The following is a 13,438-nucleotide window of genomic DNA, read 5'->3' as shown; positions in this document are numbered from 1 at the left end:
ACACTGGCGCCATGACGGATCGAGTGCTCTGGGTGACGGGTGGCGGCAGCGGCATGGGACAGGCCGTGGCGGTGTCGGCCGCCGAGGCGGGATGGCGCGTCGCCGTGACGGGGCGACGCCGCGAGGCACTCCTCGAGACCGTCGGAGCCGTCACCTCCGCGGGCGGTGTGGCCGTCGCCGCGGAGGCCGACGCGACGGACCCCGCTTCGCTCGCCCGAGCCCACGAACGCGTCGTCGCCGAGCTCGGCCCGGTCGACGACCTCGTCACCGCGGCGGGCCTGAACGCGCCTCGGCGCCGGTGGGACGACCAGTCGATGACGGAGTTCGCCGCGATCGTCGACACCAACCTCACCTCGGTCGCACGGACGATCGACCTCGCGCTGCCCACCATCCGCGACGCCCAGGGACGGATCATCGCCATCTCCTCCTTCGCCGGCTGGCGCTTCTCGACGAAGGGTGGCGTGGCCTACAGCGCGAGCAAGACCGCACTCGCCTCGCTCTGCGCGACCCTCAACGAGGAGGAGGGGGCCCACGGCGTCGGCGCCACCCACCTCTGCCCGGGCGACGTCGACACCCCGTTCCTCTCCATGCGGCCGCAGGTGCCGGACGCGTCGGCGCGCGAGACGATGCTGACGCCCGAGGACATCGGCCGCGCCGTTCGGTTCATCCTCGACGGCCCGCCGCACGTGCGCATCGACGAGCTCGTGATCTCCCCCACCCGTCCGTCCGCACGGGCGTGAGCCGCTCACCGGGGGCGTCGGCCTTCGAACGGACGCTCGACCGGATCGGTACCGACATCGTCGACGGCGGACTACCCGCCGGCAGGGTGTGCACGGTGGACGAGCTGGTCGCCATGGCAGGACATTCCCGCTCGGTGGTCCGGGAGGCGACCCGCGTGCTCTCCGGCATGGGACTCCTCGCCAGCAAGGCGCACGTCGGCCACACCGTGCAGCCGTCGTCGAGCTGGGACTGGTTGCAGCCTCGGGTGCTCCGCTGGGCGCTGGCGAGCGGACGACGGGAGTCCACCATCCTGGCGATCCGCGAACTCCGCACTGCGACCGAGCCGGAGTCGGCGCGGCTCGCGGCCGAGCGACGCAGCGACGAGGACGCCCGTGAGCTCCGCGTGACGAGTGAGGCGCTCCGCGCGGCTGCGGTTCGCCAGGATCCGATCGCGTTCCTCGAGGCCGACCTCCTGCTGCATCGCCTCATCCGGCGCGCGGCGGCGAACCCGATCCTCGACCGGGTCGGCGACGCCGTCGACGAGGCACTCCGGGATCGTGTGGACCAGCTGCCCGGTGACGGCATCGACCACCACGACGCGGCGTTGCACACGGACCTCGCGTCGGCGATCGAGGCGCAGGACGGCGAGCGGGCCGCCGCGACGATGCGCGTGATCATCCTCCGCACGGCCTGACGACGGCGGCGCCCGTCCGCCATCCACACACACGGTTCTCGCAGCTTCGTGAAACACGTCCGTCACGCAGGTAACGACCGTGTTGCAGTGCTGGAAAATATTTGCAAGCTTCCTGTACTTATTGAATACTGTTTCCACACCCACTGAAAACAGCAGGGATCGACCGCGGTTTCCCGGTCACTCCGGATCCCGGGCCAACGACGGCCCGGACTCCCGATCCCAGAATCGAGGAGCAGCACCATGCGCAAGCGCACCCTTCCGCTGGCCGTCCTCGCCACCGCGGCACTCGGCCTCACCGCCTGTGCCGGTGGCGGTTCCGGCTCAGGCGACGTCTCGGCAGACGGCCAGACGCTCACCGTCTGGATCATGCAGGGCACCAACCCCGACTCCGAGGCCTTCTTCAAGGAGGTCGGCTCGGCCTTCAAGAAGGAGACCGGCGCCACCCTCAAGGTCGAGTACGTGCAGTGGGCCGACGCCCACGACCGCTTCGTGACGTCGATCGCCGGGAACACCACCCCCGACGTCGCCGAGACGGGCACCACCTGGACGGCCGAGTTCGCCGACGCCGGCGCCCTCGCCCCCATCGGCGACTACGTCGACAAGGCCGGCCTGAAGGACGACCTCGTCCAGGGCCTCGCCGACTCCGGCACCTACGACGGCGAGCTCTACGGCATGCCGTGGTACGCCGGCGTCCGCTCGATCGTCTACCGCACCGACGTCTTCGAGGAGCTCGGCCTCAAGGCGCCGACCACCTGGCAGGAGATCATCGACGCCGGCACCGCGATCAAGGCCGCCAAGCCCGACATGATCCCGTTCCCCGTCCCCGGCGACGCCGAGTTCACGGCCTACCCCTGGGTCTGGGGCGCCGGCGGCGAGGTCTCCGAGCTCGACGGCGACACCTGGAAGTCGGGTCTCGCGAGCGACGACTCGCGCAAGGGCATCCAGTTCTGGACCGACCTGGCCACCAAGTACGACCTCTCCTCCTCAGGTGCCACCACCTGGAAGGAGACCGACGTCCTCGACAACTTCGTGCAGGACAAGGTCGCCATGGCGATCATGGGCTCCTGGACCCCGGCGACGATCGTCCAGAAGAACCCGGAGCTCGAGGGCAAGTTCGCCGCCATCCCGATCCCGGGTGAAGACGGCGGCATGTCACCCTCCGTGCTCGGTGGTTCGCACCTCAGCATGTTCAACACCTCGAAGAACAAGGACCTCGCGTTCCAGTTCATCGAGATGATGACCACCGGCAAGTTCGCCTCCGAGTGGGCCGAGCAGACCGGGTACTTCCCCGGCCAGACCTCGCTCCTCAGTGACTCGACCGAGAGCGACGACCCGCTGGTGAAGCCCTTCGCCGAGCAGTTCGTCGACGGCGGCGCTTCCCTCCCCGTGACCCCGAAGTTCGGTGCGGTGCAGGCGAAGAAGACCACCAACGCGATGATCCAGGCCATCCTCTCCGGAAGCAAGTCGGTCGACCAGGCGACGACCGATGCCGCCAAGGAGATGGACGACATCATGAACGGCAAGTAGCCGATCGTGTCGACCCTCACCCCGCCCACGGTCACCCGCGAAGCCCCCGCTTCGCGGGTGGCCGGGGGCCCCTCCCCCAAGCGGCTGCGCCTGCTGATGCGCACCCGCCCCTGGCTGCTGCTCGCGCCGGCGCTCCTCATCCTCGCCGTGCTCCTCCTCTGGCCGCTCATCCGCGTCGTCCTGTTCTCCCTGCAGGACTACGGCCTGCGCGAGATCGTCAGCGGTGACACCAACTTCAACGGCGGCGCGAACTACGCCGAGGTCTTCGCCGACCCGACCCTCTGGACCGTCGTCCTCCCGAACACCGTCTTCTTCGCCGCGGCCGCCGTCATCGGCACGGTCGTCCTCGGCACCCTCGTCGCCCTGCTCATGGCGAACCTCGGCTCCTTCTGGCGCACCATCGTCGGCAGCGCCATCATGGTCGCCTGGGCGATGCCAGCCGTCACCGGCACCTACGTGTGGGTCTGGATCTTCGACGCCGACCGCGGCATCGTCAACCAGACGCTCATGGGGCTCGGGCTCATGGACGAGCCCTTCAACTGGTTCACGAACCAGTTCACGTTCTACGGCATCGCGCTCCTGAACGTGATCCACCACGGCTTCCCGTTCGTGGCCATCACCGTCCTCGCCGGCCTACTCGGCGTGTCCAAGGAGATGCTGGAAGCCGCCGAGATGGACGGGGCGGGCGCGTTCCGTCGCTTCTTCCAGATCACCTTCCCGTCGCTGCGCCAGGTGTTCTCGGTCGTGATCATCCTGTCGACCATCTGGGACTTCAAGGTGTTCGCGCAGATCTACCTCATGCCTGGTGGTTCCGGCTCGAACCGCGAGGTGTTGAACCTCGGCGTGTGGTCGTACGTGGAGTCCTTCGGGCAGAACCGCTACGGCTTCGGCTCCGCGATCGCGGTGCTGTTGACGCTCGTCCTGCTCGGCATCACGATCGTCTACATCCGCGCCCTCATGAAGGAGGACGAACTGTGACCACCCACGCTCCCGCCCCCACCGCCGCCCGTCGACCGGCTGAGGGACCGGGCACCGACCGGTCCGCCAAGCCGCAGGTCCCGATGCACCGGAAGGCGAGCGGTCGGAAGATCCGCTCGAACACCGTCAAGGCGATCCTCGTCACCCTCCTGCTCGTGTTCACGCTGTTCCCGGCGTACTGGATGCTGTCGAGCGCGTTCGACGCACAGGCGTCGAGTGGCGGCCAGTCCTTCTTCCCGAAGGAGCTGTCGTTCACGAACTTCGAGTCGGTGCTGACCGACGGCGGGTTCGCGGTCTTCCTCCGTAACTCCGCGATCGTCGCCGGTGCGACGGTGCTCATCTCCGCCGCCGTCGCGCTCCTGGCGTCGGTCGCGGTCGCCCGTTTCCGGTTCAAGTTCCGCACCGCGGTGCTGCTCATGATCCTCGTCGTGCAGATGGTGCCGCTCGAGGCGCTCGTGATCCCGCTGTTCGTGCAGATCCGCGACCTGCAGCTGCTCAACACGCTGCTCGGGCTCATCATCGTGTACGTCGCGCTCGCACTGCCGTTCGGCATCTGGATGCTGCGCGGCTTCGTCGCGGCAGTGCCGGTGGAGCTCGAAGAGGCGGCGTTCCTCGACGGTGCCAGCTGGTGGCGGATGTTCCGCTCGATCATGCTCCCGCTCGTGGCCCCCGGCCTCGTCGCGACGAGCGTGTTCAGCTTCATCACGGCCTGGAACGAGTTCATCTTCGCGATGACCCTGCTCGGCGGCTCGACGGAGAACTACACGGTGGCCATCGGCCTCAAGCAGTTCTTCGGCCTGAACTCCAACGACTGGGGTTCGGTCATGGCGGCGTCGACGATCATCACGATCCCGGTCATGATCTTCTTCATCCTCGTGCAGCGCCGCCTCTCCGGCGGTCTGGTGTCCGGAGCGGTGAAGGGATGATCGACCCCGACGTCGCGCGGCTCGTCCGGGGCGTCCTCTGGCCGGGCTTCCTCGGCCGGACCGCCCCGGACTGGCTGCTGCGCGAGCTGGACGGCGGCCTCGCGGGCGTCGTGTACTTCGGGCAGAACCTCTCCTCGGACCCGGCGGAGGTCGCGGCGCTGTCGGCCGAACTCCGCGACCACCGGCCCGAGATCCTCATCGGCGTCGACGAGGAGGGCGGCAACGTCTCGCGCCTCGAGGCGCAGACGGGCTCGACCCTGCCCGGGCATGCGCAGCTCGGTGCACTCGACGACGTCGAGACGACGCGCGCGGTGGGTGCGGCACTCGCCGAGCGGCTCCACGCCGCCGGGGCGAACGTCGCCCTCGCGCCCGTCGCCGACGTGAACACGAACCCTGCGAACCCGGTCATCGGGGTGCGCTCGTTCGGCCCCACCGCCGACCTCGTCTCCCGCCACGTCGCCGCGATGGTCGACGGATTACAGGCCGGCGGAGTCGCCGCGTGCGTCAAGCACTACCCCGGCCACGGCGACACGGCGAGCGACTCGCACCTGGATCTGCCCCGCATCGACCTGGACCTGGCGGAGCTCGAAGCCGAGCACCTGCCACCGTTCGACGCAGCGATCGCCGCCGGCGTCGCGAGTGTCATGACCGCCCACATCGTCGTCCCGGCGTTCGGCGACGCCCCGGCCACGCTCAACCCGATCCCGCTCCGCCGGCTGCGCGAGAGCGGCTTCGACGGCGTGATCATCTCCGATGCGCTCGACATGGCCGCCATCCGTTCGACCACGGGCTCCGGACGCGGGGCGGTCCTCGCCCTCGAGGCCGGCGTCGACCTGCTCTGCATCGGCAACCCGTCCAACCTCGGGCCGAAGCAGGGTGCGACGACCGACGAGGACGACTACCTCGAGGTGTTCGAGGCGGTCTGTGCCGCCGTCGCCGACGGCGAGCTCGATCGAGCGATCGTCGAGCGCGCGGCCGCCCGGGTGGCGTGGCTCGCGCGGTCCGTCAGCCCTTCGACCGGCTCAGGGACCGGGGAATCAGTCCCCGAGCAGTCCCCGGCCCCCGAGCGGTCCACGGTCCCTGAGCGGTCCCCGGTCCCCGAGCGGTCCACGGTCCCTGAGCTTGTCGAAGGGCGCTTCTCCGACGCCATCCGCCGGGTCGTCCGCGTCCGGGGCGAGGTCGCGATCACCGCGTCGGCGATCACCCTCGTCGACCTCCGCGACCGACCGACGTTCGCCGTCGCCTCGGCCCACGATCCGTTCGCCGAGTCGCTCGCCGAACGGTTCGACGTCACCCGGCTCGCTGCCGGCCCGAGCCTCCGGACACCGGGCCCAGACACCGAGGCCCCCGCCTCCGACGAGCTGACCCTCCTGCTCGAGACGATCCCCGCCGACGACGGGGTCGTCCTCCTCGCGGACCGCCTCGGCCACGACACCCCGCAGCGGCTCGCGGTGGACCGCGTTGCGCTGGTCCGCCCGGACGCCGTCGTCGTGAGCGTCGGACTACCGCTCTCCGAGGACGCCGTCCTCCCCCTGCCGGTGATCGACACGCTCGCGGCCTCCCGGGCATCCGCCGACCGGGTCACCGAACTCCTCGCCGCGGCCTCCTCCGCGGCGCCGACGCACCATCTGCACGACCAGCACCACCGGAACGGATCATGAACCACCTCGCAGCACCCGTCCTCGCCATCGATCTCGGGAAGACCTCCTGTCGCGCCCGCATCACGAGCGGATCCGGCGACGACCTGACCATCCTCGCGGAGGCCCGCGGCCACGGTGCACCGGGCCTCGCCGACCACGAGGGTGCGGAGCTGTCCGCCCGCGCGGTCCTCGAGACGGTCGCGCACCTCCCGGCCGACCTCCTCGCCGAGGTGCAGCACGTCGGGATCGGCGCCGCCGGGGTGGAGGCGGCACCGCACGAGGTCGCCGCGTTCACCGCCGAACTGCGTCTGGCGCTCGGAGCGACGATCGCCGTGGTCAACGACGCTCTGGCAGCCCACGCCGGTGCGTTCGCCGGTGGTCCCGGCACGGTGCTCATCGCCGGCACCGGATCCGTCGTGTTCGACGTCGACGCCGACGGCTCCGTGAAGCAGATCGACGGTTGGGGTCCCTGGCTCGGAGACGAGGGCAGCGGTCGGTGGATCGGGCAGCAGGGCCTCGAGGCCTGCATGCGCGCCTTCGACGGCCGCGGCCCCGCCACCACTTTGCTCGCCGACGCCGAGGCACTCATCGGGTCCATCCCCGCGCTCCCCCGCTGGGTCTCCAGCACCGGAGCCCCGGCCCGCCAACTCGGCACCTTCGCGCCCACGGTCATCACGCGCGCCGAGGAGGGCGACGCCGTCGCCGCAGACATCGTCGACGCCGCCTGCGCCCATCTCGCCGTGAGCGCCGCCGCTGCCGGCACGGGCGCCGTGTGCGTCGTCGGTGGGATCGCCTCCCACCCCTACGTCGCCGCACATCTCGCGACGGCCATGCACGAGGTCGGCGTCGACCTCGTCGCACCCCGCGGTGACGCGCTCGACGGAGCCAGACTCGTCGCGCTCGACACCGCGATCTCCTACGACGGAAGGGTCGTGCGCGACGATGTCCACGCAGCCTGAGAGCGCCTCACCACCGGTCCCTGAGCCTGTCGAAGGGCCTGGGCCGATCACCGCAGGGCTGACCTCCGACCGCGACACCATCCGCGCGGAGCTCGCCACCCTCTCGACGGAGCAGGTGAACGAGCGACACCCCGACCTCGACGCCCTCTCCACGCGGGAACTCGTCGCCGCGATGAACGAGGACAACCGTTCCGTCCCCGACGCCATCGCGGCCGTCGAACCCGAGATCGCCGAGGCCGTCGAAGCGATCGTCGAGCGCCTCCGCCGGGGCGGACGACTCGTCTACCTGGGCGCCGGGACCGCCGGACGGATGGGCATCCTCGACGCGAGTGAGGCCCCACCCACGTTCGGGACCGACCCAGGCCTCATCGTCGGACTCATCGCGGGTGGCCCGGGCGCCATCCAGCAGGCGGTGGAGAACGCCGAGGACCGCGACGACCTCGGTCGGGCGGATCTGGAATCGCTGTCGATCACCGCGGACGACGCCGTCGTGGGTGTCTCCGCATCCGGTCGCACGCCCTACGTCCTGGGCGCCCTCGAGTACGCGCGCTCGATCGGTGCGATCACCATCGGCCTGTCGTGCAACGCCGGCTCCCCACTCGCCCGGGACGCGGACATCGGCATCGAGGCGGTCGTCGGTCCGGAGCTCCTCACGGGATCGACCCGACTGAAGGCGGGGACGGCACAGAAGCTCGTGCTCAACATGCTGTCGACGATCACGATGGTGCGGCTCGGGAAGACGTACCGGAACCTCATGGTCGACCTCCTCACCACGAACGAGAAGCTGCGGGCGCGGGCGGAACGCACGGTGATGTTGGCGACCGACGTCGACGCCGCCACGGCCGCGAAGACGCTCGCATCCGTGGACGGCTGGGTGAAGGCCGCTATCCTCGTCCTCGTGACCGGCATCGCCGCAGATGAAGCAGTCGCCCGCCTCCGTGGTGGCGACGGCTCCCTCAGCGCGGCCATCGCAGCGCACGCCGCCGAAGACCCGACGGGGGCCGCACCGGATGTCCACTGATGCGCTGCTCGTGCTCCGCCAGGCGATCCCTCGCCTGAGCGCCGCCGAGACGCGCGTCGCCGAGACCATCATCGGCACCCCCTCGCTCGTCGTCGAGTTGACCATCACCGAACTCGCGAAGGCCTGCGGCACCTCGCAGGCGACCGTCGCGCGGTTCTGTCAGACCATCGGGTACACCGGCTACCGGGAGTTCCGGGTGGCCGTCGCGACCTCCACGAGTCGCGAGCAGGCGGAGCGTGACCGGTTCGAGGTCGACGACGCCGACATCGACCCGGACGACTCGGTCGAGACCGTCGTCGCGAAGGTCGCGTACCAGGAGGTGCAAGCGATCGAGCTCACCGCCCGCTCGCTCGACCGCGACGCCCTGGACGCGGTCGTCGACGCGCTCCTCGTCGCCCCACGGATCGACATCATCGGCTTCGGGTCCTCGAACCTCACGGCGCAGGACCTCCACCAGAAGCTCTACCGGATCGGCATGCCGGCCAACACCTTCGTCGACGCCCACCTCGCGCTGCCGTCGGCCGCCCTCCTCGGGCCCGGTGGGGTCGCCATCGGCATCTCGCACTCCGGGCTCACGGTCGAGACCGAGCAGGCGATGCAGCTCGCGCGGGCCGCCGGCGCGACGACCGTGTGCATCACCAACTTCCCCGACTCCCCCATCGCCGGCCGCTGCGACCTCGTCCTCGCGACGCAGGCGAGGGAGAGCCGATACCGCTCGGGTGCGATGTCGTCGCGCATCGCCCAGCTCGCGCTCGTCGACCTGCTCTTCATCCGTGTCGCCCAGCGTCGCTACGACGCCGCGGCCGAGTCGCTCCGCGTCACCTACGAGTCGATCCAGGACCACCGCATCGACACCTGAGTGCTGAGATCAGGGCAGCAGCGAGACGCCCGTGTGCTCGGCGAGGGCGAGCAGCAGCTCGTCCTGGAACGCCTCGTCGCGGACCGCGCGATGCGGCTCCTCTCGTCGCTGATGGTGCCAGTAGCCGGAGGTGTCCGCGCCACGCCCTTCGGCGAGCGCCACCTGGGTCCGGTGCCCGAGTTCCAGGTCGTCGGGCGCGTTCGGCCCGCCCATCCGCGTCGGCACCCACCCCGGGTCGACCGCATTGCTGAACACCCCGGGACGCACTCGCGCGATGGCCGCCGCGAGGACGGTCACGAGGAGCTTGCTGTCGGAGTAGCTCGCCGTCCTCGTGGAACCCGACCAGTCGAGACCGTCGAGCGTCGCGGTACCGCCGCGGTGCATGCTGCTGCTGAGGAACACGAGTCGCCGCGCGGGGACGAGGGCGCTCAGGAGGTAGGGCGCGACCACGTTGACCGGTAGGACGGCCGTTCCGTCGAGGACGCCGGCGTTGTGGATGATCGCGTCCACGGGACCGGCTGCGGCGACCTGCTCCGCGAGCTCATGGACGCCGTCGAGGGTGGCGAGGTCACCGGTGACAAGGTGCACGGAGGGCTCGTCGAGCAGCCGGACCCCGTCGGCGCGGGCGAGGCTCCGGGCATGGACGAGCACCTCGTGCCCGTGGTCGACCAGCTCGGTCGCGGCGCCGAGCCCCAGGCCGACGGCGGCGCCGGTCACCAGGATGCGCGGCATCAGCGACCCCCTGCCCGTCCGGCCTCGCTGGTGTCGGGCTGGTTCGTGACCGCCGCAGCAACACCCTGCTCAGCCTCCCGCTGGGACGCCGCCCAATTCGCGAGCAACTGCAGTCGCTCGGCGGACGGCGAGCCGGGCTCCGCCGTGTAGACGAGCACGACGTGGCCTGGGTCGGCCGTGATCGCGAGCTCCTCGTAGGCGAAGGTCATCTCGCCGACGATCGGATGGTTGAACCGCTTCGTGCCCGTGCCGTGCGTGCGCACGTTGTGCGCTCCCCAGAGCATGCGGAAGGCGTCGCTCCGGGTCGACAGCTCACCGACGAGGTCGTGCAGTCCCTTGTCGTGCGGGTCCCGGCCGGCCTCGGCACGCATGACCGAGACGCACATCTCGGCGAAGACGTCCCAGTCGGGGTAGAAGTCCCGGGATGCCGGGTCGAGGAACTGGAACCGTGCGAGGTTCGGGGTGCGCCCGCCGTCGCCGATGACCGGTGAGTAGAACGCGCGCCCGAGCTCGTTGGTGGCGAGGAGGTCCTGGTGGGTGTTGCGGACGAAGGCGATGCCGTCGGTGATCGCGTCGAGCATCCAGTGCAGGCTCGGCCGGGTCGCGGGGTTCTTGGCCGCCCGGCGACGCGGTCGACCGGAGAGCGGGACGCCGTCGGCCGCGCGGGCGAGGTCGAACAGGTGGGTGCGTTCCGCCTCGTCGAGCTGCAGCGCACGGGCGATGGCGTCGAGGACGGTCGACGACGCTCCGGCGATGGCCCCGCGCTCCAGCTTCGCGTAGTACTCGACACTGACCCCGGCGAGCGCCGCCACCTCGGATCGCCGCAGCCCGGCCACCCGTCGGTTGGGGCCCGCGGTCAAGCCGGCGAGTTCCGGGGTCAGCCGTGCCCGACGCGTCATGAGGAACTCGCGTACGTCTGCTCGATCGTCCATGCCTCCGACGATACGTCCTCGAGGCGAGCCGACAGGTGCCCTCTCGGTACACCTCTCAGGCGGGACTCCCTCCCGCGTCGCCCGGGGCGTTGACTGGTCGCCTGCACCACCCGACAGAAGGAGCACACATGCGCGCAGTCGTCATGCACTCGCCCGGCGACGTCCGGGTCGAGGACCGTCCGGACCCCGTCATCGTCGACCCGACCGACGCCGTCATCCGGCTCACGGCGACCTGCATCTGCGGGTCCGACCTGTGGCCGTACCGCGGGGTCGAGCCCGTCGACCACACGAACATGGGGCACGAGTACGTCGGTGTCGTCGAGCAGATCGGCGAGGACGTGCGGACGATCGCCGTCGGCGACTTCGTCATCGGCTCCTTCGTGACCTCCGACAACACCTGCGAGATCTGTCAGGCGGGGTACCAGTCGAAGTGCGTGCACGCCGAGTTCGTGTCGGTCGCCGCGGGGACGCAGGCTCAGCTCGCCCGCATCCCCCACGCCGACGGCACGCTCGTGGCGACGCCCGGACAGCCGGACGCGGAGCTCATCCCCTCGCTGCTCGCCGCGTCCGACGTGCTCGGGACGGGCTGGTTCGCCGCGGTCGCCGCCGAGGTGGGGCCGGGGAAGACGGTCGTGGTCGTCGGTGACGGGGCCGTCGGGCTCATGGGCGTCCTCGCGGCCCGGGAGCTCGGGGCGGAACGCATCATCGCGATGTCGCGTCACGCCGACCGGCAGGCGCTCGCCCGTGAGTTCGGCGCGACCGACATCGTCGAGGAGCGCGGTGCGGCGGGGGTCGCACGGATCAAGGAACTGACCGGCGGTCTCGGCGCGCACAGCGTCATCGAGGCGGTCGGCACCGAAGAGTCCATGCTGCAGGCGATCCGCTCCACTCGCGGTGGCGGCCACGTCGGCTTCGTCGGCGTCGCCCACGAGGGTGTCTCGCTGCCGCTCGACGAGCTCTTCTTCGCCGAGGTGCACCTGCACGGTGGGCCGGCGCCGGTGCGACGGTTCCTCCCCGAGCTCATCCGGATGATCTGGGAGCGGAGGATCGACCCGGGGAAGGTCTTCGACCTCACGCTGCCACTCGAGGACGCGGCCGAGGGCTACCGGGCCATGGACGAGCGCCGTGCGATCAAGGTGCTGCTGACGCTGTGAGCCCCGCGGCACCGACCACCTCGACGCCGGACGCGTCGGCCGGTTCGTCGACCCTCCCCGCAGCCGGGACGCCCACCCGGATGCCCTGGTTCGCACTGGCGACCCTCGCCGCGATGGGGTTCGTCCTCGTGGCCGCGGAGACGATGCCGGCCGGACTCCTCCCGGTCATCGCCCGGGATCTCGACACGAGCGAGGGCCTGATCGGTCAGTTCATCAGCGTGTGGGCGCTCGGGACCGTGATCCTGACGATCCCGGCGCTCGCGCTCACCCGTGGGCTGCGTCGCAAGCCGCTCCTCCTCGGCGCGATCGTCGGGCTCATCCTCGCGAACACCGCGACCGCGGTCTCGGGGGACGTCGCCGTCGCGCTGGTGTCGCGGTTCGTCGCCGGTGCGTTCTGCGGGGTGATCTGGGGCATGCTCGCCGCCTACGGGCGTCGCATCAGCCCGCCCGACCGTGGAGGCCTCGCACTGTCGATCGTGTCCGTCGGAGCGCCCGCCGGGCTGGCGCTCGGGACGCCGCTCGGCGCCTGGCTGGGCACCGCGTTCGACTGGCGCTGGGCGTTCGGAGGACTCACGGCGCTCGCGCTCGTCGTGCTCGGGTCCATCGCGGTGCTGGTGCCCGACGCGCCCGGACAGCCTCGCTCGGCACGGCTCCCGCTTCGACGGGTGCTCGTCCTACCGGGTGTCGCTGTCGTCCTCGCGGTGATCGTCGTCTGGATGCTGGCGCACAACACGGTCTACACCTACATCTCGCCGTTCCTTCGGTCCTCGGGCACGGGACTCGGAGCCGATCTCGTGCTGCTCGTCTACGGTGTCGCGTCCATCGCGGGCATCGGTCTCACGGCGGCGCTCATCGACCGGGCTCCACGCGCGCTGCTCCACGGGAGCGTCGCGACGTTCGTCACGGCGGGCGTGCTGCTTCTGCTCGGCCACGCGTCGATCGTCGCCGTCCTCGTCGCGACGGTCCTGTGGGGGCTGGCGTTCGGTGGCTCCTCCGCCCAGCTGCAGTCTGCGCTCACCCGATCGGGACGCGAGCACTCGGACATCGCGAACTCCTTCCTGCCCGTCGCGTTCAACCTCGCGATCTTCGCCGGCGGTGTCCTCGGGGCGCTCCTCCTCGGCACCTTCGACGGCCTGATCCTCCCGGTGGTCATGATCGCCCTCGGGCTCGCTGCGCTGCTGCTCACGATCGCGGGACGCCGTTCGGCCTTCACCGCGGGGTGACGACGAGACCGGATGGCCCTGAGCGACCGCGGATTGATCGTGACATGCGCGACGTTGAGAGGACGGTGTCCGC

General features: G+C 70.7%; 13 protein-coding genes. 11 read left to right on the top strand and 2 right to left on the bottom strand.

Annotated elements, in window-relative coordinates:
- Window positions 1–11 precede the first annotated feature (11 nt).
- From ITJ66_RS12795 to ITJ66_RS12755, 9 genes are all read left to right on the top strand, one after another.
- Window positions 12–740 (top strand): SDR family oxidoreductase, encoded by a 729-nt coding sequence (locus tag ITJ66_RS12795; RefSeq protein WP_194644873.1) that lies wholly within the window; start codon window positions 12–14, stop codon window positions 738–740.
- Entirely contained in the window at window positions 737–1,414 is a 678-nt protein-coding gene (locus ITJ66_RS12790; protein WP_192019951.1) for an FCD domain-containing protein, read from the top strand. The genes ITJ66_RS12795 and ITJ66_RS12790 overlap by 4 nt, the downstream gene beginning before the upstream one ends.
- Before the next feature lie 240 nt (window positions 1,415–1,654).
- Complete coding sequence (locus tag ITJ66_RS12785; RefSeq protein ID WP_085514313.1) at window positions 1,655–2,941, top strand: sugar ABC transporter substrate-binding protein; 1,287 nt, start codon at window positions 1,655–1,657, stop codon at window positions 2,939–2,941.
- 6 nt (window positions 2,942–2,947) lie between these two features.
- Complete coding sequence (locus ITJ66_RS12780; protein WP_370282131.1) at window positions 2,948–3,919, top strand: carbohydrate ABC transporter permease; 972 nt, start codon at window positions 2,948–2,950, stop codon at window positions 3,917–3,919.
- An 83-nt stretch (window positions 3,920–4,002) separates the two neighbouring features.
- Window positions 4,003–4,845 (top strand): carbohydrate ABC transporter permease, encoded by an 843-nt coding sequence (locus ITJ66_RS12775; protein WP_079706980.1) that lies wholly within the window; start codon window positions 4,003–4,005, stop codon window positions 4,843–4,845.
- Window positions 4,842–6,506 carry a glycoside hydrolase family 3 protein gene (locus ITJ66_RS12770; protein WP_194644872.1) on the top strand — a complete coding sequence of 555 codons (1,665 nt, stop codon included), beginning with the start codon at window positions 4,842–4,844 and terminating at the stop codon, window positions 6,504–6,506. Before ITJ66_RS12775 ends, ITJ66_RS12770 begins: the two co-directional genes overlap by 4 nt.
- Window positions 6,503–7,444, top strand: a complete 942-nt coding sequence (locus tag ITJ66_RS12765; protein WP_194644871.1) for an N-acetylglucosamine kinase — start codon at window positions 6,503–6,505, stop codon at window positions 7,442–7,444. Before ITJ66_RS12770 ends, ITJ66_RS12765 begins: the two co-directional genes overlap by 4 nt.
- The gene (murQ, locus tag ITJ66_RS12760) at window positions 7,428–8,465 is read left to right on the top strand and encodes an N-acetylmuramic acid 6-phosphate etherase (RefSeq protein ID WP_194644870.1); all 1,038 of its coding nucleotides are present in this window, start codon (window positions 7,428–7,430) and stop codon (window positions 8,463–8,465) included. Before ITJ66_RS12765 ends, murQ begins: the two co-directional genes overlap by 17 nt.
- A complete protein-coding gene (locus tag ITJ66_RS12755; protein WP_191942058.1) occupies window positions 8,455–9,324 on the top strand; it encodes a MurR/RpiR family transcriptional regulator in 870 nt (289 codons plus the stop codon). The genes murQ and ITJ66_RS12755 overlap by 11 nt, the downstream gene beginning before the upstream one ends.
- A 9-nt stretch (window positions 9,325–9,333) precedes the next feature.
- Here the strand turns inward: ITJ66_RS12755 and ITJ66_RS12750 are convergent, their stop codons facing one another.
- Together ITJ66_RS12750 and ITJ66_RS12745 are read right to left on the bottom strand one after the other, a co-directional pair.
- Window positions 9,334–10,056, bottom strand: a complete 723-nt coding sequence (locus tag ITJ66_RS12750) for an SDR family NAD(P)-dependent oxidoreductase (RefSeq protein ID WP_194644869.1) — start codon at window positions 10,054–10,056, stop codon at window positions 9,334–9,336.
- On the bottom strand, window positions 10,056–10,988 hold the full coding sequence (locus tag ITJ66_RS12745) for a helix-turn-helix domain-containing protein (protein WP_194644868.1): 933 nt from the start codon (window positions 10,986–10,988) through the stop codon (window positions 10,056–10,058). The genes ITJ66_RS12750 and ITJ66_RS12745 overlap by 1 nt, the downstream gene beginning before the upstream one ends.
- Before the next feature lie 128 nt (window positions 10,989–11,116).
- On the opposite strand from ITJ66_RS12745, the gene ITJ66_RS12740 reads away from it, so the two are divergent.
- Window positions 11,117–12,142: a zinc-dependent alcohol dehydrogenase family protein gene (locus ITJ66_RS12740; RefSeq protein ID WP_194644867.1), complete on the top strand. Its 1,026-nt coding sequence runs from the start codon at window positions 11,117–11,119 to the stop codon at window positions 12,140–12,142.
- Window positions 12,139–13,365, top strand: a complete 1,227-nt coding sequence (locus ITJ66_RS12735) for an MFS transporter (RefSeq protein WP_370582648.1) — start codon at window positions 12,139–12,141, stop codon at window positions 13,363–13,365. The genes ITJ66_RS12740 and ITJ66_RS12735 overlap by 4 nt, the downstream gene beginning before the upstream one ends.
- Window positions 13,366–13,438 lie beyond the last annotated feature (73 nt).

It is taken from the genome of Plantibacter sp. VKM Ac-2885, assembly GCF_015351205.1.
In the GTDB taxonomy this organism is placed as follows: Bacteria; Actinomycetota; Actinomycetes; order Actinomycetales; family Microbacteriaceae; genus Plantibacter; species Plantibacter auratus.
This window is presented reverse-complemented; position numbering and strand designations above follow the sequence as displayed.

Excerpts from the sequence above, each read along its gene's own strand:
- ITJ66_RS12795 (WP_194644873.1), top strand. The coding sequence starts at position 12 with ATGACGGATCGAGTGCTCTGGGTGACGGGTGGCGGCAGCGGCATGGGA.
- ITJ66_RS12785 (WP_085514313.1), top strand. The coding sequence starts at position 1,655 with ATGCGCAAGCGCACCCTTCCGCTGGCCGTCCTCGCCACCGCGGCACTC.
- ITJ66_RS12775 (WP_079706980.1), top strand. The coding sequence starts at position 4,003 with ATGCACCGGAAGGCGAGCGGTCGGAAGATCCGCTCGAACACCGTCAAG.
- ITJ66_RS12770 (WP_194644872.1), top strand. The coding sequence starts at position 4,842 with ATGATCGACCCCGACGTCGCGCGGCTCGTCCGGGGCGTCCTCTGGCCG.
- ITJ66_RS12765 (WP_194644871.1), top strand. The coding sequence starts at position 6,503 with ATGAACCACCTCGCAGCACCCGTCCTCGCCATCGATCTCGGGAAGACC.
- murQ (WP_194644870.1), top strand. The coding sequence starts at position 7,428 with ATGTCCACGCAGCCTGAGAGCGCCTCACCACCGGTCCCTGAGCCTGTC.
- ITJ66_RS12755 (WP_191942058.1), top strand. The coding sequence starts at position 8,455 with ATGTCCACTGATGCGCTGCTCGTGCTCCGCCAGGCGATCCCTCGCCTG.
- ITJ66_RS12750 (WP_194644869.1), bottom strand. The coding sequence starts at position 10,056 with ATGCCGCGCATCCTGGTGACCGGCGCCGCCGTCGGCCTGGGGCTCGGC.
- ITJ66_RS12745 (WP_194644868.1), bottom strand. The coding sequence starts at position 10,988 with ATGGACGATCGAGCAGACGTACGCGAGTTCCTCATGACGCGTCGGGCA.
- ITJ66_RS12740 (WP_194644867.1), top strand. The coding sequence starts at position 11,117 with ATGCGCGCAGTCGTCATGCACTCGCCCGGCGACGTCCGGGTCGAGGAC.